Genomic DNA, 18,422 nt, shown 5'->3' on the forward strand with positions numbered 1-18,422 from the left:
GACGATTTTACATCATTTTTCGACCGCGTGTAACCTCTATTTCGAGGTCAGTGATCTTCTTTCGCAAAGTATTTCGATTTATCCCCAAAAGCTCGGCACATTTCGCCTGATTTCCCGAGGTCGCGGCCAAAGCTACTTCAATCAGCGGCGCTTCGATCTCACGCAATATGCGTTGGTATAACCCTGGAGGGGGCAACATATTGCCGTGCAACTCAAAGTATCGGCGGATGTGCCGATCGACACTGGCGCCCAGCTTCTCTCCTGTGCCCGCTGCGCGTGTGGGTTCGGGCCCTGCTTGTGCGCCAACAATTTGCCCGGCTTCTGCGGCGGTGATTTCAGCTGTGCGACTGGTCAGTGCCAATTGGCGCATCGCGTGCTCAAGTTGCCGCACATTTCCGGGCCATGTATAATTTTCGAAAATCTTGATGGCTCCCTCAGACAAGGCATGTGGCGCGCCCGCTGCGGCATCCGCTTTTTCCAAAAAATGCGCGGCCAATAACGGAATATCCTCAACCCTGTCGCGCAAGGCAGGCACCTGTAGTGTTGCCCCTGTCAGGCGGTAATAGAGATCGCGGCGCAGGCTGCTATTGCTGGGATCATGTGCGGGGTCAACTTGCGACGTCGCAATAAAGCGAGGTCGGTCATCTGTTTCGGCATCCATCATACGGGCAATACGCGCCTGAACTTCAGAAGAAATGTCACCGATTTCATCAATCAACAATGTACCGCCGCGTACCCGCGCCAGAACCCGTGCTGGCCCCTCTATGTCGCGCAGATCAGCCTCGGTTACCGTGACAAACGGCAAAGAGCGGCGATCAGACAGATCATGGATGGCGCGGCCAATCAATGATTTACCCGTGCCACTTTCGCCCCAGATCAAAACAGGCAGATCGGTATTCATCACCCTTGCAATCACACGGTACAGCGATTGCATCACGGCGGTTTTACCCACCATTGGCAAATCGTCTTCGTCTTTTTCCTGCACTGCTGCGCTGGGTTTACGCGGCGTGCCTGTGCGCTCTAATGCACGGGCAGTGCGTTTCATGAGGTCAGGCAGGTCAAACGGCTTGGGCAAATAATCATAGGCCTGTGCCTCTGCGGCCTTGATCGCTGTCATGATGGTGTTTTGGGCAGAAATCACGATAACCGGCAAATCAGGGCGGTCTTGCGCAATTTTCGGCAGCATTTCCAAACCATTGCCATCAGGCATGACAACATCGGTGATGACCACATCGCCTTTGCCCTCCGCCACCCATCGCATCAACGTGGTCAGGCTGGAGGTCGCATGTACTTTACACCCTGCACGGGTCAATGCTTGTGTAAGAACCGTGCGAATGGTGCGATCATCATCGGCGACCAGAACTGTGCCATCCATAACCTAAGTCTCCTTTGCAGGCGGTTTGCCCACGTTTTTATGTTGTTCATGTGCATCCGCGCGCGGCAGTGAAATACGAAACACCGTGCGCCCCGGTACGGACGTCACGGAAATCCAGCCTTCGTGTTCGGATACGATCTTGTTCACCAGCGCCAACCCCAGACCTGTGCCGTTTTCACGGCCCGATACAAAGGGATCAAACACTTCCCCTGCGATATTATCGGGCAACCCCGGACCATCGTCGATCACTTCGATCTGCAAAGGAAGCGCATCACCATGCCCGTCCGAGCGGCGCAGGCGGAAAGAATGCTCATAATAGCTGTGCAGGCGGATTGTCCCGCCGCCCTCGCCCGCCGCCTCAGATGCATTTTTGATGAGGTTGAGGACAACTTGCAAAAGCTGATCTTTATCCCCCCATGCCAGCGGCAATGAGGGATCGTAATCCTCAATGATCTTCATTTGAGCACCAAAGCCCAGCAACGCCGAACGGCGGGCACGGTCCAACACATCATGCAGATTTACGGGGCTGCGTTCTGGAATGGTGTGATTGCCGAATTGCTCCACCTGCTCCAGAAGCTTCACAATGCGGCGGCTTTCGCCGACAATCAGATCGGTCAATTCCTGATCCTCAGCGCTCAGGCTCATGCTGAGCAATTGCGCCGCCCCTGTGATCCCTGCCAAAGGGTTTTTAATCTCATGAGCCAGCATTTCCGCCATACCAATGGCTGATTTGGCAGAAGACTTGACCGACCCATTTTGTGTCAACCGCCCTGCCAGCTCCCGAGGAGAGATCATCAGGATCATGGTGCCGTCCGACCCTGATAGCGGCGCAATTTGCAATTGAGATTGCAGTGGCGCGCGCTGCCCGCTGCCCACATCCACATCATTAACAAACAACGTGGTGTCGGTTGTACGCGCCCGTTCAAAGGCCTCTTCCAGCGGTGAATCCACTGCGATGACATCCCAAACAGGCAAGTCAAATACCGCTTTTGCCGAGACATTCAGGAAACCTTCGGCGGCGGCATTAATATCAATGATTTTATCGTCGATCCCGACCAAAATCGCAGGCACAGGCAAAGAAGACCAAAGAGTGCGTTCAGCCAGTGCCAAAGCGCTAGGGCGGGTTTCTGGTGTGTCATTCATGCTGCGGCTCCCCACATTGACGGATCTAAGGCCGCTCGCAAGACGATCATCGTTTCTTCCGGGCTGCGGGCTGTGAGTACGGCGCGGCGCTCAGCGCTTGGGGTGCCGACGTGATCCATATACCAGCCCAGATGTTTACGCGCTGTGCGCAAGCCCAGCTTGGTCCCGTAGAATCCCAGAATGGCATCGTAATGCCCTAGAACCATATCGGTGAAACCGTCGCCTTGCGGGATGGTTGGTGCGGCCGTGCCATATAATTCATGTGCGATCTGTGCCAACAGCCAAGGCCGTCCTTGTATCCCGCGCCCGATCATCACTCCTTGTGCGCCCGATTGCGCCAAAGCCTGCCGCGCGGTGGTGGCATCCACAATGTCGCCATTTGCCACAACGGGGATATCCACCACATCCACGACGCCGCGAATGGCGGCCCAATCAGCACTGCCTTTATAGAACTGGCACCGCGTGCGCCCGTGGATGGTGATCATCTTGATCCCTGCCGCCTCGGCGCGCTGTGCGATCTGCGGCGCGTTGAGCATATCATCATCCCAGCCCAACCGAGTTTTAAGCGTGACGGGAATGTCCACCGCAGCCACCACAGCCTCAATCAACCGCAACGCATGGTCAGGGGTTTTCATCAAGGCAGACCCTGAAGCGCCCTGTGTCACCTTCTTGGCGGGGCAGCCCATGTTGATATCAATGATCCGCGCTCCTTGTGCGGCGATCATTTTGGCGGCTTCAACCATCGGCGCGGCTTCGCGCCCGGCGATTTGCACAGAAGTGCCTTCAACGCCCAGTCCCAGCTCAGCTTTTTCGCGGGTCCCGGGGCGTGAAGTGATCCATTCACCCGACGCAATCATCTCGGACACAACCAATCCCGCCCCAAACTGCGCCACAAGAGTGCGGTAAGGTAAGTCGGTGATGCCGGCCATAGGGGCCAGAAAAACAGGTGGGGTGAGGTCCAGTGGAAATGTCATTGGAGGTTGCTTAATCCTTGGGCGGTTGCATTGAAATTAGAACAAAGAAAACGAAGTTGCAATGAATGCCGTAGGATAACTGATGACACAATGTGCCGCTGTGCCTATTTTTTAATCATACGGCCTCCGCGTGTTTCCCCCTGCATGCATTGCACCAGCCCCCTAGATTTCCTAATATAGACGCCAACCCAAGTGAAAGTAGACCTAATGCGTGTCTGTGCCCTGATTGTAGCCGCTGGCCGAGGAACCCGCGCTGGTGGCCTTCGCCCAAAACAGTGGCAATTTCTGGGGGAAATGCGGGTAATTGATCATTCGGTTGCGGGTTTTGAGAGACATCCAAAAATCAGCGACATCGCCATTGTCCTTCATGCCGGTGATATGGCCGAGGCCGCCGCCTTTGAGGCACGAGGCATCACAGTGGTGCGTGGCGGAGCCGAGCGGAGCGCATCCGTGCAGGCGGGCCTTGCCGCCCTGCCCGACTGCGACGTCGTTCTCATTCATGATGCGGCACGCCCCTGTGTAAATGCCACAGTGATTGATGGCGTGATTGAGGCGCTTCACTCCCATGAAGGCGCGGCCCCGGGTCTGGCTGTGACTGACGCATTGTGGACGGGAAACACCGACACGGTGACAGGCACCCAAGACCGCGCAGGGCTTTTCGCGGCGCAAACACCGCAGGGCTTCCACCGCGCTGCCATTATCGCAGCGCATGTACAGTACAATGGCATCGCAGCCGATGATGTAGCTGTGGCGCGGGCTGCGGGTATGACGGTTGCCATTACGGCGGGTGACGCCGATAACATCAAAATCACCACGCCGCAGGATTTCGCCCGCGCTGCACGGATATTGGAGAAGACAATGGACATACGTACTGGCAACGGCTTTGACGTGCATGCTTTTGGTGCAGGAGATCACGTGATGCTCTGCGGTGTGAAGATCCCGCATGATCAGGGGCTTGTCGGCCACTCTGATGCAGATGTGGGCCTGCACACCCTCACCGACGCGATCTATGGTGCGCTGGCGGCGGGTGACATTGGCACGCATTTCCCGCCCTCTGACCCGCAATGGAAAGGGGCGCAAAGCCATATTTTCCTGCGCCATGCCGCCGAAATGGCCCGTGCCCAAGGATTTACCCTGACCCATGTGGATTGCACCTTAATCTGCGAACACCCCAAAGTTGGCCCCCACGCCCAAGCCATGCGTGATGCCGTCGCCGAGATGATCGGGATTGAGGTGGGCCGTGTTTCGGTCAAGGCAACAACATCCGAGCGGCTGGGCTTTACCGGACGCGGTGAAGGCATCGCCTGTATGGCCACCGCCACATTGGTGAAATCATGAGCGCCCCCCTGCTGCCGCGTATGATCGGGACTGTTTTTGGCGTGGGCTATCTGCGTCCTGCATCTGGAACGTGGGGTTCACTGGTGGCCCTGCCTTGGGGCTGGCTCCTGCATGTGCTGGGGGGCTTTCCCTTGTTGGCGCTGGGCATAGCCGTCGCATTTCTTGCAGGGTGTTGGGCAACACAGCAGATGACGGCGGGATCAGAGGATCATGACCCGTCCGAAATTGTCATTGATGAAGTTGTGGGCCAATGGATCGCGCTTCTGCCTCTCTCTATCGCAAGCTGGCGCATGGGGATCGACATTACCGTCATGTGGCCGGGCTGGATCGCGGCATTTGCGCTGTTTCGCCTGTTTGACATCACCAAGCCATGGATCATCGGCTGGGCAGATCGGCGCGGCGATCCTCTGGGCGTCATGCTGGACGATGTGATCGCTGGCGTTTTTGCTGCAATCGGTGTGGTTGCGCTGGCGGGTGCCTATCATGCGTTCTGAAATCCTGATGCTTGCACAGGCGCGCGGTGTGATGATTGCCACCGCCGAAAGCTGCACCGCAGGTATGGTGGCGGCTGCGCTGACCGATCTGGCGGGATCATCGGCTGTGTTTGAACGCGGGTTTGTCACCTATTCCAACGCTGCCAAGATCGAGATGTTGGGCGTCTGGCCCACGACGTTGGACGCTGTCGGTGCCGTATCGGAAGACGTAGCGCGTGAAATGGCACAAGGCGCGCTGAACCGCAGCCAAGCGCAGCTTGCTATTTCCCTCACAGGGATCGCAGGGCCTGGCGGGTCCGAGCGCAAGCCCGAGGGGCGTGTGTGTTTTGGTATAGCCAGCGCAGACCGCGTTGATAGCGAAACGGTCGAGTTCGGCCCATTGGGCCGTGACGCCGTGCGTGCTGCAGCGCGGGATCATGCATTGACGATGCTCTGCACCACTCTACGCGGCATGCCCACCACCTAAGGTTTCACTCAGCGGCAAAGCACTCGGTAACCGCATCAAGATCATTGCCAATCACCGCCTGCCAAAGCGCATCAGAAGCGCTATCGCCCAACAAAGCCTGCACTTTCACCCGCAGCTTTTCACTGCGCGTTTCTAGTGACATAGGCTCCAAAAGGTCATGGCGCAGGCGGCGCACTTCGCCAGAGGTCAATGTCAACGTGATCAGCGACTGGGTTTCGGTCAGGCTGTCATCCTCAACAACTTCGATCTTTTCACGCCATTCAACGATGTCTGCATCTTTCGCCATCGCATTGCTGAAATTCGCCGCCGTAGCCGTGGAATGGCCCAGTAACGTCATCGCCGCAGTGTGACGGTAGCTGAATTTAACTTCCAGCCCCTTTTTGGGTTCAAGGATATTGCACACACTCATCCAACGCGGATGGGTGCGGATTTTGAGGCCCGCAATCCGATCCGTGTCCAGATCGGCCTCACCCAATGCTTCTAGCATCGCGTGCAACCCGTGGCAGCAGGCATGGAATTTGTGACTGATCGAGTTGATCTGCCAGTCTTTGCGCGGCATTTTAACGGCAAGCGCTTCGCCATGATGTGTCTCGCCAAAGCCAAGCGGACCTTCCAGCCCTTCTTTGGCAGCACTCATGCCTGACTGCGCCCAAAGCGCGGCTTCAACACCGGTTCGGGCCGCCAGCCCCGCGTTCAAAGGTTTGGCCATCGTGCCAAATTGCGATTTAAGCCCCGATGCCATGGAGGCACATAACCCCAAAGCATTGCGGATTTGCCGCTTGTCCAACTCTAACAAACGCGCAGCTGCCAATGTGGCGCCAAAAGCACCCGAAGTCGCAGTCTGGTGATAGCCGATTTGATAGTGATCACGCCCCAGCCAAAGTCCAACCATGATCGAGGCTTCAACACCGATGGTGGCCGCATCAATGGCTTCGGTCAAAGGGGTGTCCAGCGTTTCAGCCAATGCCATAACCGCAGGCAGCACCGCAACGGACGGATGCCCGATATGTGCAAAATGGGTATCGTCATAATCCAGCGCATGGCTCAAGGTGCCATTCACAAGCGCGGCAGTCGCGGCCCCCGCTTCGTCACCGCCAAAAACATGCGCGGGGCCTTCATCCACCATCAAAGCACGGCGAAACGCCGCAAACTCGGGCTCTTTCGCGCCCGCGATACCGCAAGCGGCCCAATCATAGAGCGACAGGCGCATCATCGCAGCGGCGATTTCGGGCACCTCTGCGGTACAGAATTTAACAAGCTGTTGTGTGAGTCCCATTGTGCCCTCCGCTGACTGGATCAGCCATAAAGCGCTTCGGCGCGCTTCTCAAATGCTTTGACGACCCGTTGCATGGCCTCATTAAAGACCACGCCGATGATGGTTTGCAAAATCGCGTTCTTGAACTCAAAATCCACAAAGAAAGTCACCTCGCAACCGCCCTCCACATCCGCGAAAGCCCAGTTTGATTTCATATACTTAAACGGACCGTCCAGATATTCGGTGTCGATTTTCATGGCCTCAGGCCAAAGCACCACACGCGACGTGAACCTTTCGCGGAAAACTTTGAACGAAATCACCAGATCCGCATCCATCACACTGTGATCGCCTTTGTCATCGACGGATTTAATCCGTGCGGCAGCGGTCCAAGGCAGGAACTTGGGATAGTTGCCTACATCAGCCACAAGATCATACATTTGCTGGGCGCTGTAAGGCAGCGTGCGGGTTTCCGAGTGTGTGGGCATTGATTTCCTGCGTCTGTTTGCGTAGCGCTGTATCAAAGCCCGGCTGGGTGTTCAATCAAGAGGTGCTTATGCAACCCCGTCCCTATGTCATAGACGAGATGATCTCGGCCAAATCCATTGCCGCACGTATTGAAGAGCTATGCCGCGAAATCCAAAAGGAATTTGCGGATACTGATAAGTTGGTTGTCGTGGGCCTGCTGCGCGGTAGCTTTGTGTTTATCGCTGATCTGGTACGCGAATTGGACTTGCCGATCGAAGTCGACTTCCTAGAAGCCTCCAGCTATGGGGACGGTATGGAAAGCACCAGAGAAGTGCGGATTCTCAAAGACCTGCGTGGCGGCATTGAGGGACGTGATGTATTGCTGGTCGAAGACATCGTGGATACAGGTCACACGTTGTTCCACGTCACAGGCATGTTGCGCGCCCGTGAGCCAGCACGCCTGAAAACAGTGGCCCTATTAGACAAACCAACACGTCGCGAAGTTGATCTGCGCGCGGATCATACAGGGTTTGTGATCCCTGATGAATTTGTCGTGGGGTACGGTATTGATTTTGCTCAACGCAACCGCAACCTGCCCTATATCGGCAAGGTCCGCTTTACTGACGAGGCTTAGGCGATGCTGGACCTCAGACAACTGATGCGCGCCAAACGGTGGGTCCAGAATCCGCCTTCGGCCAAGCGGGTGAAGCTGGTGTTTGCGGCCGTAGCCATCGCATTGATCATTGTCGGGCTTGAGTATTTTGGTTTCTGGCCAGAATGGGCCAAAGCCGAGCGGATGCCGCGCAAGTTTTAGTCAAATTGTATCCGTAACACGGTCAGCAGTTGACCAAACTTCAATCTGTGCGAAACTAGGAACAACACCTCTAGCTACTTCCCTTCAGCCACAGGAAACTCACCATGACATTATTCACAAAAACCGCAATCACCGCCGTGCTGAGCGCCGGCATCATCGCAACCGCGGCTTTCGCGGAAAGCCACTCGGATAAAGCGCTGGAAGACGCTGTGAAAGCACGTCATGCGCAAATGCAGATGATCTCTTATCACATGGGCATATTGGGGGGCATTGCCAAAGGCGAAACCCCGTACGACAGCGCCATGGTTGATGCGGCTGCCCAAAACATGGCAGCGCTTGCTGGTATGGCACCGGCGTCGATGTGGCTAGAAGGTTCTGAGCAAGGTTTTACCGAAGGCTCTCGCGCCAAAACTGAAATCTGGTCCGATGCGGCAGGGTTTGAAGCCCAATTCGAAAAACTGGGTGCCGGTGCGCTGGCGATGGTTGGCGCTGCCGATGCAGCCGCGGTTGGAGCAGGTATGGGCGCGATGGGCGCCGCGTGCAAAGCCTGCCATGAAGCCTACCGCGGCCCAAAGAACTAAATCGTGAAACGGGGCATTAAAATATTGCTGGCCTGTGCTGTGGTTGCGGCGGGCGGGGCGTGGGTGCTAACGGCCCCCGCGCCTGAGCCTGTATTGGTAGCACAGGGCCATACGGCTGATCCTGCCAATGGCGAATTGATTTTCACGGCTGCGGGCTGCGCCTCATGCCACGCCGCCCCGAATTCGCAGGATAAAACAATCCTCGCGGGCGGTTATGCAATTGAGAGCCCCTTTGGCACGTTCTATGCCCCGAATATTTCATCTGGCCCCGAAGGCATCGGCGGATGGAGCTTGCCCGAATTTTACAATGCCTTGCGCAACGGCGTGTCCCCCTACGGGCAGCATTATTACCCCGCCTTCCCCTATACGGCATATTCAGGCATGACCGAGCTGGATATCGCAGATCTCTATGCCTACATGCGCAGCCTACCCGGCGATTCCACGCCGTTACGTGCCCATGATGTAGGATTTCCCTTCAATATCCGGCGCGGAATTGGCGCGTGGAAATTGCTTTATCTCAAGCAAGATGCAGTCGTTTCTGGTGAGCTAAATGCCGAGATGCAGCGTGGCCGCTATCTGGTTGAAAACATGTCCCATTGCGGCGAATGCCATACGCCCCGTGACGCATTGGGCGGCTTGGACCGTGATCAGTGGCTCAAAGGGGCACCTAATCCTTCAGGCAAAGGACAAATCCCCGATATTACCCCTGCGGGATTGGGTTGGTCCGAATCTGAATTGGTTGAGTATTTCACCAGCGGCTTTACGCCAGATTATGACAGCGTTGGCGGCTCTATGGCCGCCGTTGTCGATAATCTGGCGAAACTGCCCGCCTCTGACCGCGAAGCAATTGCCGCCTATTTATTGGCACTGCCTGCGGGATAATCCCTCAGGCGATGCCCAGCTTTTTGTTCCGTGCTTCGCGTAGGCGGGCAAAGTCATCCCCCGCATGATAGCTTGAGCGCGTCAGAGGCGTTGCCGAAACCATGAGAAAGCCTTTGCCATAGGCCGCTTTTTCATAAGCTGCGAATTCATCAGGATGTACAAAACGGTCCACACGGTGGTGCTTTGGGGTCGGTTGCAGATACTGGCCAATGGTCAGGAAATCGATATCCGCCGCACGCATATCTTCCATGACCTGCATCACCGCCTGCCGATCTTCGCCCAAACCCACCATGATGCCAGATTTGGTAAACATCGACGGGTCCAGTTCCTTGACCCGCTGCAACAGGCGCAAGCTATGGAAATACCGGGCACCCGGGCGAACCTCGGGATAAAGGCCGGGCACGGTTTCCAGATTGTGATTAAACACGTCTGGACGTGCTTCCACAACCTTTTCAAGGGCTTCTGGAGCGCAGCGAATGAAGTCTGGTGTTAGAATTTCGATTGTGGTGTTGGGAGAGCGGTGGCGAATGGCGCGAATGGTTTGGGCAAAATGCTCGGCACCCCCATCCTCTACATCATCGCGGTCCACCGATGTAACCACCACATGGTTTAGCCCCAGCTTTTGCACCGCATCCGCCACACGGCCCGGTTCAAAGGCATCCAATGCTTCTGGCGGCTTGCCCGTCGCGATATTGCAGAAACTACAGGCGCGGGTACAAACCTCGCCCATGATCATCATGGTGGCGTGACCTTGCGACCAGCATTCGCCTACGTTAGGACAGCCCGCCTCTTCGCAAACTGTCACCAGTTTATGCTCGCGCATGATGCTGGCCGTTTTCTTGTATCCCTCACCGCCGGGGGCACGGACACGAATCCAATCCGGCTTTTTCGGCTGGGCATTATCAGGGCGGCGGGCCTTTTCAGGGTGGCGCAGTTCGGGAACTTTTAGATCACGCATAGGAACCTCGTGTGACGACTACCTGCTATCTAACACATGCGGCGTCAAACAAAAGCCAATCCTCATACATTCCCGTTATGTGCTGTGTGCAAACTGGCCCAGAATTGATGACTATTCCTACCCGATCAGTGCGGCACTGGTGTTTGCCTGTGCAATATAGCCTTGCTGCAAGCGGATTAATGCGATGCGCAACACGATCTTGCCCGAACGCGCAGACCAGCCCAGAAACTTCTCGGCGGTCTCTAACCCTTCTAGCAAACAGCAACAGCGCAGCACGATATCAGCCAAACCCGGACCTAAATCTTACAAGGCTGCTATCGCGCGTGCACGTGCCAGTTGCTGACCACGCGCAGAACGGATGGGCGCAGCCGCATTTCCCTCCAATATCCCTGTCAGGAATACAGGCCAGCCCTGCCCGACCTCATCCCCCAAACCTGCGATTTCAAAATCCTCTCGCAACCGCTCGCCCGCGCGAACCATATCCTTATCCAGAAAGAATGTGCCGTCCCGATCACGGCGACGGGCCAGCGCGGCCAAAGGGCTTTCTGCCAAGCCATATCGGATGCGGTGCGGTATGGCACATATATCGGCCTCGGCCTCTGGCACGCCTGCGCGGCGGCTTTCGGCCCGTGCCATCAATCCCGTCAATGCGGTGCGGCCTGCTGCGGTGATGTGATAGCGCGTGATCCGCCCGCCTTGTGGTGCGGAAATCCACCCCTGTAGCGCCATCGCTTCTGCGAAGGCGCGGTCTACAACGGCTGTTTTCGTGTTATCGCCATGGGCACGATCACAGCTTTTTCCATATCCGCGCCCACGGCCAATACTGCACCTGTCTCACATAATCTGCGCAGCACCCGCAAAGCCTGCTCTCCTAATTGGCTGGCATCTGGCAAAATCGGGCTAGGCATTTGCAACGCAGTGACACGCGCTGGCTGCGGTACGTTTGGGGGCTGCGCAATGCTTCCCCCGCCTAGTGTTTTGAGCACGCCGTCGACCAACGGATCGTCGCGCAGAGTCTCGACACGCCTGATCTGTCGCAGGATCGTAGACGCATGACACCCTTGCTGCCGCGCTAATGCGCGGATCGGCACGCCCATTTCTGTATGATCAATGTAGTTTTGTACCGATCGCGGCACCCAACTGGGTACAAAGCCCGTTTCGCCTCGGCCTCCATGTTCGTTTTGTTCAACTTCCAATACCATTTGTCCCATATCTGAGTGTCCCTCCTCAGCGCTATTAACAACAGGTAAACACAACCTATGAGAGATTGGGTTACCTATTCGTTAAATTCATCATGCCAAAGCCAGCATTGTTTCCAAATCGTAAACAATGCTGAAGGCTACGCACGCTTCTATGGGCCAACACGCAACAGCACTAAAACCATAGCATGATACTGACATCGGAGCGGGCAATGTTGCTGCTCCACCTGTGTTAGGAGCATCAAAACATGAAAGATATCCACAGCCTTTTGGCCAACCTACATCGGCCCCGCCTCTTGATCCGCGCAGCCCGTATAGGTGCCGAGAACTATCGCCGTGACGGCCATCTGCCGCGTCTTTTGGGGTATGGAGAATTACCACGCCATGGCCCTGCTCTCATCCGATTGATGGAAATTGAAGCAGAACACGAACAATCGCGCTGCAACACAGGTGCAGGTTACAGCGTTGCCGCCCATGTAGATGTGTTAATCGCGATTATCGGTGAAGCAGATCAGTTGCGGGCCCAAGAACACGTCCCGCAACCGATCCTTTAGATCGTCGGTTTTAGTGAGGTCAGATCACATGAAGCTATCAGGCTCTGCTGCTTTACGTTCAGCCACAAAGGCATCCAGCGCCTCACGTGTTGCAGGGTCCATTGCAGGCTGCTGATAATCGTTCAGCATCTTTTCGACCCGTAGGCTGGCAAGGGTTTGCGTATCGCGCGCGCCCTCGTCTTCCCATGTCTCAAAAGGCTTGTAATCCAACAGATCGGATTTCCAGAATGCTTCCTTAAAGTTCGCCTGCGTATGCGCACAGCCCAGATAATGACCGCCCGGACCAACCTCACGGATGGCGTCCATCGCTTGGGCGTTTTCATCAATCTCAATACCGCGCGCCAAATGGTGCAACGTACCCAGTTGATCAGCATCCATCACAAACTTCTCAAAGGAAGACACAAGCCCCCCTTCCAGCCAGCCACAGGCATGCAGCATAAAGTTCACCCCCGAGAGCAGCCCCATATTCAGGCTATTCGACGTCTCATAGGCGGCTTGCGCATCAGGCAGTTTCGACCCACAAAACGCGCCTGCCGAGCGGTATGGCAGGTTCAAACGCCGCGCCAATTGGCCTGCGCCATAAGTGATATGCGCAGCTTCGGGTGTTCCAAATGTCGGCGCACCTGAATTCATGTCAATCGAGGTTACAAAAGCACCGAAAATCACGGGCGCACCGGGGTTACACAGCTGGCTATAAGCAATCCCCACCAGCCCTTCGGCCAACACTTGGGTCAGTGTCCCTGCCACCGACACAGGCGCCATTGCCCCGCCAACGATAAAGGGAGAGATGATGCAGGCCTGATTGTTTTGCGCATAAACCTCTAGTGCCCCCATCATCACATCATCGAATGTCATGGGAGAGTTGATGTTAATGAGCGACGTCATGACCGTGTTTTGCTGCACAAATTCTTTGCCAAACAAAACACCACACATATCCACCGAATCCTGTGCGCGGCTTGGTTCGGTCACCGAGCCCATAAACGGCTTGTCGCTCAGGGTCATATGGGCGTGCAGCATGTCCAGATGACGTTTGTTTACAGCCACATCCGTGGGTTCACAAACCGTGCCGCCCGAATGATGCAGCCATTTAGACATATAGCCCAGTTTCACAAATTTGCGAAAATCCTCCATCGTGGCATAGCGACGGCCACCAGCGGCATCACGCACAAAGGGCGGCCCATACACAGGCGCCAGCACAAGGCTATTGCCGCCCACAACCACATTCCGATCTGGATTGCGGGCATGCTGGGTATAGCTAGCGGGGGCCGTTTTGATCAATTCCCGCGCCAACCCACGCGGCAGGCGCACGCGTTCGCCCTGAACATCGGCCCCAGCATCCCGCCAACGTTGCAATGCCACGGGGTTATCAGGAAAGTTTACACCGATCTCTTCCAGAATCGTTTCCGCATTCCGCTCGATGATCTCCAAGGCTTCTTCATTCAAAACTTCGAAGTTGGGGATGTTGCGTTCAATGTATTTTGCTGTCTCAAAAGAAACGGCTGAACGTTGCGCGCGCCGCGCTGCTCCGCCGCCACCGCGTGTCCGACGTACTGGTTCTGCCATGATAAATTCCCCAAATCTCTGTATTTAGAATTCAGATACCCTTAATCCGCTGTCACGCTCACGCGGATTGCGGCGATGTAGGTAGAAAAGCGACATCTATACCAACTGTACCGGTTATTTTAACAACCTTACCGCCCTCGGAACGATGATATGCTGTGCTGGGCTCAAATCTACCTTGCCACCCTGCCCCTGCGCGCATAATCAGTGGGCATGACACAACATACCCATGACCGCCTCCTTATCATCGACTTCGGCAGCCAAGTGACCCAGCTGATTGCCCGCCGCCTGCGCGAGCTGAATGTCTATTGTGAAATCCATCCGTTCAACACGGTTGATGATGCTTTTTTGGATGCTTTTGCACCCAAAGCGATCATTCTATCGGGCGGCCCTGCCAGCGTTGTAAACGCCGATGCGCCGCGCCCGCCGTCATCGGTGTTTGAACGCAATGTACCTGTTTTGGGCATTTGCTATGGCCAGCAGCTGATGATGGATATGCTGGGCGGCAAAGTTGAGGGTGGTAAAATCTCGGGCGGTGGCGGCACTGCCGAATTTGGCCGCGCCTATGTGACGCCTGCGGTTGAAAAGTCCGATCTGTTGATGGGATGGTTCGCCACAGATCGCGAACAAGTCTGGATGAGCCACGGCGACCACGTCAGCGCCATTGCGCCGGGGTTCGAAGTGCTGGGCACTTCACCTCACGCGCCCTTTGCAATCACAGCGGATCAAAGCCGCAACTTCTATGCAGTGCAGTTCCACCCCGAAGTCCACCACACACCTAACGGCTTGAAGTTCTTTGAGAACTTCATCCGCATCGCAGGATTTTCAGGTGATTGGACCATGAACGCCTACCGCGAAGAAGCTATTGAGAAAATCCGCGCCACTGTCGGCGACAGCCATGTCATCTGTGGCCTGTCCGGCGGTGTTGATTCCTCTGTTGCTGCGGCGCTGATCCACGAAGCGGTTGGTGATCAACTGACCTGCGTTTTTGTTGACCATGGTTTACTGCGCAAAAACGAGGCCGAAGAAGTCGTGACCATGTTCCGCGACAACATGAACCTCAAAGTCATCTACGCGGATGAACGTGAATTGTTCCTAGGAGAGCTGGAAGGCCAGTCCGATCCAGAGACCAAGCGCAAAATCATCGGCCGTCTGTTCATCGACGTGTTCCAGAAATACGCCAACCAAATCGATGATGCCAAGTTTCTAGCCCAAGGAACGCTGTATCCTGATGTGATCGAATCGGTTTCCTTCTCTGGCGGCCCTTCCGTGACCATCAAAAGCCACCACAATGTGGGCGGCTTGCCCGAAAAAATGGGTCTGAAATTGGTAGAGCCATTGCGCGAATTGTTCAAAGACGAGGTCCGCGTGTTGGGCCGCGAATTGGGCCTGCCGCCGTCCTTTATTGGCCGCCACCCCTTCCCTGGTCCGGGTCTGGCAATCCGCTGCCCCGGTGAAATCACCCGCGCCAAGCTGGATATCCTGCGTGAAGCCGATGCCGTCTATATCGACCAAATCCGCAAACATGGTCTCTATGATGATATTTGGCAGGCGTTCGTGGCGATCTTGCCTGTGCGCACCGTGGGTGTGATGGGCGATGGTCGCACTTATGACTTCGCCTGCGCCTTGCGTGCGGTGACCTCGGTGGATGGTATGACTGCTGATTATTATCCGTTCAGCCACGAGTTCTTGGGCGAAACGGCGACACGGATCATCAACGAAGTACCGGGCATCAACCGTGTGACCTATGACATCACCTCAAAACCTCCAGGCACCATCGAGTGGGAATAAACACCGAAGTCAGCCTGACAGGCACGTTTACTTGCGTAACACAGGACGATGCCGCGCGCGTGCGTGCATCGCTTCCTCTGCATATCGCCCTGACGCGTGCCGAAACGGGCTGTCTTTCGTTTGAGGTTTTGCAAACCGCTGATCCGATGGTTTGGAGCGTAGCAGAGAGATTTATCGATTCTGCTGCATTCGATGCACATCAAACCCGTGCTGCTGCGTCGGTCTGGGCGCGTGAAACCGTTGGTATTGCGCGGGATTACAAGATTACTGGCCGCAAATGAACGTGATCTTGAAAGCTGCGTTGTGGATGTCAGGATCAATCGCGTCATTTTCCGTCATGGCGGTGGCGGGTCGCGAATTATCGGCGGACTACGACACATTCGAGATCATGCTCTACCGTAGTTTAATCGGCGTGATCATCGTATTATCTATCGTTGCTGCTTCAAACCGCTGGCATGAAATCCGCACCGATCAATTTGGTCGCCATCTGGTCCGCAACCTGTTTCACTTTACAGGCCAGAACCTGTGGTTTTTCGCAGTTGCCATCATCCCACTGGCACAGGTTTTTGCGCTCGAGTTCACATCACCTCTCTGGGTCGCAATTCTCGCGCCACTGCTGTTGGGAGAGCGGATGACGCGCTTGCGTGCTTTTGCTGCGGTGGCGGGTTTTGTTGGCATCTTGGTCGTCACACGCCCCAGCGTCGAGACCTTGAACCTCGGGGTTTTGACGGCTGCGGCTGCCGCGTTTTTCTTTGCCCTCACAAATATTCTCACCAAACGTCTCACGCACGACAACTCGGTCACGTCGATCTTGTTCTTTCTAACGACGATCCAATTGGGTCTTGGTCTGATCACCGCAGGGTATGACGGCAGCATCGCATTACCCACAGCCGCAAGCCTGCCCTATCTCGTGTTGGTCGGCTGCGCTGGATTGATAGCCCATTTCTGCCTGACCAACGCATTGGCAATCGCCCCCGCCACCGTTGTTGTGCCCTTTGATTTTGCCCGCCTGCCAGTAATCGCGATTGTTGCAATGTTTCTTTACGATGAACCGCTGGAAGTCTGGGTTTTTGTGGGCGCTGTGATGATATTTGCCGCAAATTACCTGAACATCTGGGCTGAGACGAAAAAACAGGCTTAAAAGTCACGTTTCCACTAGAAAGCCAACCTTACCCTAGGTAGTGCTAGGCATTCCCTTAATCCATGCGCTAGCATCCCTAAAGCCCTCATGTTTGAACATACAGAAGGGCTGAACACCACGTTTGGGAGGACGTTATGAAAAAAATTCTACTTGGCACTGCTGCCGTAATCGGCACCGCTGTAACTGCGCAGGCAGGTGGCTTGGACCGTTCTGGTCAGGACATCGGCATCATCTTTGAGAGCGGCAACCGTTTGGAACTGTCATACGGCAACGCACGTCCTGACCTTACGGGCCGCGATTTCCTCGGCAATAATGTCGATAACGTCGCTAAAAGCTTCGGCAACACAAGTGCGGGTCTACGCTATGAATTGAGCCCAAAAGTCTCGGTTGCGGTTGTGGTCGATGAACCCTACGGCTCCGATATTGTCTATGAAGGCAATCCCGCATCAACAATGCTCGGCGGGACCACGGCGACTGTCGACAGCTTTGCGGTGACCGCATTGGCACGTTACAAATTCAACGATTCGTTCAGCCTGCATGGCGGCATGCGCTACCAAGAATTGTCCGCATCGGTTGATCTGCGTGGTCTTGCTTATGGTGGCCTCAGCGGCTACCGCGCTGAATTCGACAAAGATGGGGCTGTTGGCTTTGTCGTAGGTGCCGCATTTGAGCGCCCTGAAATCGGGATGCGCGTAGCCCTGACCTACAACTCAAAAATCACCCATGATCTGGCAACCCGTGAATCCATGAATGGTACTTTGATCTCACAAGGCACCACCGAAATTGTGACACCAGAGACCCTCAACCTTGAGGCGCAAACAGGTATTGCTGCGGACACGCTGCTGTTTGGTTCGATCCGCTATGCCCGTCACGAAGACACGCAAGTCTCGCCGACGCTCTTTGATGCAAGTGTTGACCCAACAGTTTCAGGCTCCAGCATCACAGACATCGAAAACACAACCGATATTGAAATCGGCATCGGCCGTCGTTTCAGCGACAAATTCGCCGCGCAAGTCGCCATCGGCTATTTGGCAAGCAGCAGCGATTCACTTGTATCACCGCTTACCCCCACAAACGGGTCGCGTTATATCTCTGTCGGCGGATCCTACACGCTGAACGAGAGCGTCACGTTGAGCGGCGGCATCCGCTATACCAAATTTGGCGATGCCTACGCGGAAACAGGGACACCCGATGTAGCACGTGCACAGTTCAACGATAATTCGGCTGTCTCTGCCGGATTCAAAGTCGCTTACACGTTCTAAACCTACGCCAAAAACGGATCACAGCGGGCCTGACCAAGTGTTAGGCCCGTTTGCATACGACATCAGCCTTTACACGGACCATCATGACCCTTGGGCTGGCGATAGAGAACGGGCGCTGATTGACCCCTTGCTGCGCGCAGGCTAGGGAAGGTTAACCCAAAGCCGGAGGC

20 protein-coding genes and 1 pseudogene are annotated in these 18,422 nt (G+C 55.6%); 12 read left to right on the plus strand and 9 right to left on the minus strand.

What is annotated here, in order from left to right:
- Positions 1–7 precede the first annotated feature (7 nt).
- The 3 genes from GGR95_RS10580 to dusB are packed head-to-tail and all read right to left on the minus strand — an operon-like array spanning position 8 to position 3,492.
- Positions 8–1,375: a response regulator gene (locus tag GGR95_RS10580; RefSeq protein WP_184565608.1), complete on the minus strand. Its 1,368-nt coding sequence runs from the start codon at positions 1,373–1,375 to the stop codon at positions 8–10.
- A 3-nt stretch (positions 1,376–1,378) separates the two neighbouring features.
- Positions 1,379–2,518 (minus strand): two-component system sensor histidine kinase NtrB, encoded by a 1,140-nt coding sequence (locus GGR95_RS10585; protein ID WP_184565610.1) that lies wholly within the window; start codon positions 2,516–2,518, stop codon positions 1,379–1,381.
- Positions 2,515–3,492, minus strand: coding sequence for a tRNA dihydrouridine synthase DusB (gene dusB / locus GGR95_RS10590; RefSeq protein WP_184565612.1), 978 nt, complete (start codon positions 3,490–3,492; stop codon positions 2,515–2,517). Before dusB ends, GGR95_RS10585 begins: the two co-directional genes overlap by 4 nt.
- A 207-nt stretch (positions 3,493–3,699) precedes the next feature.
- Here dusB and GGR95_RS10595 point away from each other — a divergent pair, with 207 nt between their 5' ends.
- From GGR95_RS10595 to GGR95_RS10605, 3 genes are read left to right on the plus strand one after another with little or no spacing between them, the layout of a single operon-like run.
- The gene (locus GGR95_RS10595; protein WP_184565766.1) at positions 3,700–4,830 is read left to right on the plus strand and encodes a bifunctional 2-C-methyl-D-erythritol 4-phosphate cytidylyltransferase/2-C-methyl-D-erythritol 2,4-cyclodiphosphate synthase; all 1,131 of its coding nucleotides are present in this window, start codon (positions 3,700–3,702) and stop codon (positions 4,828–4,830) included.
- On the plus strand, positions 4,827–5,324 hold the full coding sequence (locus GGR95_RS10600) for a phosphatidylglycerophosphatase A family protein (protein WP_184565614.1): 498 nt from the start codon (positions 4,827–4,829) through the stop codon (positions 5,322–5,324). Before GGR95_RS10595 ends, GGR95_RS10600 begins: the two co-directional genes overlap by 4 nt.
- Complete coding sequence (locus GGR95_RS10605) at positions 5,314–5,790, plus strand: CinA family protein (RefSeq protein WP_221384839.1); 477 nt, start codon at positions 5,314–5,316, stop codon at positions 5,788–5,790. Before GGR95_RS10600 ends, GGR95_RS10605 begins: the two co-directional genes overlap by 11 nt.
- 4 nt (positions 5,791–5,794) lie before the next feature.
- Here the strand turns inward: GGR95_RS10605 and GGR95_RS10610 are convergent, their stop codons facing one another.
- Both GGR95_RS10610 and GGR95_RS10615 read right to left on the minus strand, forming a co-directional pair.
- Complete coding sequence (locus GGR95_RS10610; RefSeq protein WP_184565616.1) at positions 5,795–7,066, minus strand: MmgE/PrpD family protein; 1,272 nt, start codon at positions 7,064–7,066, stop codon at positions 5,795–5,797.
- 20 nt (positions 7,067–7,086) lie between these two features.
- Positions 7,087–7,530 carry a type II toxin-antitoxin system RatA family toxin gene (locus tag GGR95_RS10615; RefSeq protein WP_184565618.1) on the minus strand — a complete coding sequence of 148 codons (444 nt, stop codon included), beginning with the start codon at positions 7,528–7,530 and terminating at the stop codon, positions 7,087–7,089.
- Positions 7,531–7,598: 68 nt separating this feature from the next.
- Here GGR95_RS10615 and hpt point away from each other — a divergent pair, with 68 nt between their 5' ends.
- The 4 genes from hpt to GGR95_RS10635 all read left to right on the plus strand — a co-directional run bounded on the left by hpt (position 7,599) and on the right by GGR95_RS10635 (position 9,787).
- The gene (hpt, locus tag GGR95_RS10620) at positions 7,599–8,144 is read left to right on the plus strand and encodes a hypoxanthine phosphoribosyltransferase (protein WP_184565620.1); all 546 of its coding nucleotides are present in this window, start codon (positions 7,599–7,601) and stop codon (positions 8,142–8,144) included.
- 3 nt (positions 8,145–8,147) lie between these two features.
- Entirely contained in the window at positions 8,148–8,324 is a 177-nt protein-coding gene (locus GGR95_RS10625; protein WP_184565622.1) for a hypothetical protein, read from the plus strand.
- Positions 8,325–8,428: 104 nt separating this feature from the next.
- Positions 8,429–8,905, plus strand: a complete 477-nt coding sequence (locus tag GGR95_RS10630) for a c-type cytochrome (RefSeq protein WP_184565624.1) — start codon at positions 8,429–8,431, stop codon at positions 8,903–8,905.
- Positions 8,906–8,908: 3 nt separating this feature from the next.
- On the plus strand, positions 8,909–9,787 hold the full coding sequence (locus GGR95_RS10635) for a c-type cytochrome (RefSeq protein WP_184565626.1): 879 nt from the start codon (positions 8,909–8,911) through the stop codon (positions 9,785–9,787).
- A 4-nt stretch (positions 9,788–9,791) separates the two neighbouring features.
- Here the strand turns inward: GGR95_RS10635 and lipA are convergent, their stop codons facing one another.
- The 3 genes and pseudogenes from lipA to GGR95_RS19165 form a co-directional block, all read right to left on the minus strand.
- Positions 9,792–10,745, minus strand: a complete 954-nt coding sequence (lipA, locus tag GGR95_RS10640) for a lipoyl synthase (protein ID WP_184565628.1) — start codon at positions 10,743–10,745, stop codon at positions 9,792–9,794.
- Positions 10,746–10,862: 117 nt separating this feature from the next.
- Positions 10,863–11,474, minus strand: a pseudogene (locus tag GGR95_RS19160) (DUF6456 domain-containing protein).
- Positions 11,475–11,494: 20 nt separating this feature from the next.
- The gene (locus GGR95_RS19165) at positions 11,495–11,956 is read right to left on the minus strand and encodes a helix-turn-helix domain-containing protein (protein WP_425506394.1); all 462 of its coding nucleotides are present in this window, start codon (positions 11,954–11,956) and stop codon (positions 11,495–11,497) included.
- A gap of 236 nt (positions 11,957–12,192) precedes the next feature.
- Here GGR95_RS19165 and GGR95_RS10650 point away from each other — a divergent pair, with 236 nt between their 5' ends.
- A complete protein-coding gene (locus GGR95_RS10650) occupies positions 12,193–12,498 on the plus strand; it encodes a DUF6477 family protein (RefSeq protein ID WP_184565630.1) in 306 nt (101 codons plus the stop codon).
- Between the two features lie 24 nt (positions 12,499–12,522).
- On the opposite strand, the gene GGR95_RS10655 is transcribed toward GGR95_RS10650, so the two are convergent.
- Positions 12,523–14,061 (minus strand): trimethylamine methyltransferase family protein, encoded by a 1,539-nt coding sequence (locus tag GGR95_RS10655; protein ID WP_184565632.1) that lies wholly within the window; start codon positions 14,059–14,061, stop codon positions 12,523–12,525.
- Positions 14,062–14,271: 210 nt separating this feature from the next.
- On the opposite strand from GGR95_RS10655, the gene guaA reads away from it, so the two are divergent.
- From guaA to GGR95_RS10675, 4 genes are all read left to right on the plus strand, one after another.
- Positions 14,272–15,849 carry a glutamine-hydrolyzing GMP synthase gene (guaA, locus tag GGR95_RS10660; RefSeq protein WP_184565634.1) on the plus strand — a complete coding sequence of 526 codons (1,578 nt, stop codon included), beginning with the start codon at positions 14,272–14,274 and terminating at the stop codon, positions 15,847–15,849.
- Complete coding sequence (locus tag GGR95_RS10665; protein WP_184565636.1) at positions 15,840–16,130, plus strand: putative quinol monooxygenase; 291 nt, start codon at positions 15,840–15,842, stop codon at positions 16,128–16,130. Before guaA ends, GGR95_RS10665 begins: the two co-directional genes overlap by 10 nt.
- Positions 16,127–16,990, plus strand: a complete 864-nt coding sequence (locus tag GGR95_RS10670) for a DMT family transporter (protein ID WP_184565638.1) — start codon at positions 16,127–16,129, stop codon at positions 16,988–16,990. Before GGR95_RS10665 ends, GGR95_RS10670 begins: the two co-directional genes overlap by 4 nt.
- 134 nt (positions 16,991–17,124) lie before the next feature.
- Positions 17,125–18,252 carry an OmpP1/FadL family transporter gene (locus GGR95_RS10675; RefSeq protein WP_184565640.1) on the plus strand — a complete coding sequence of 376 codons (1,128 nt, stop codon included), beginning with the start codon at positions 17,125–17,127 and terminating at the stop codon, positions 18,250–18,252.
- Positions 18,253–18,422: the final 170 nt, after the last annotated feature.

It is taken from the genome of Sulfitobacter undariae (assembly GCF_014196805.1).
In the GTDB taxonomy this organism is placed as follows: Bacteria; Pseudomonadota; Alphaproteobacteria; order Rhodobacterales; family Rhodobacteraceae; genus Sulfitobacter; species Sulfitobacter undariae.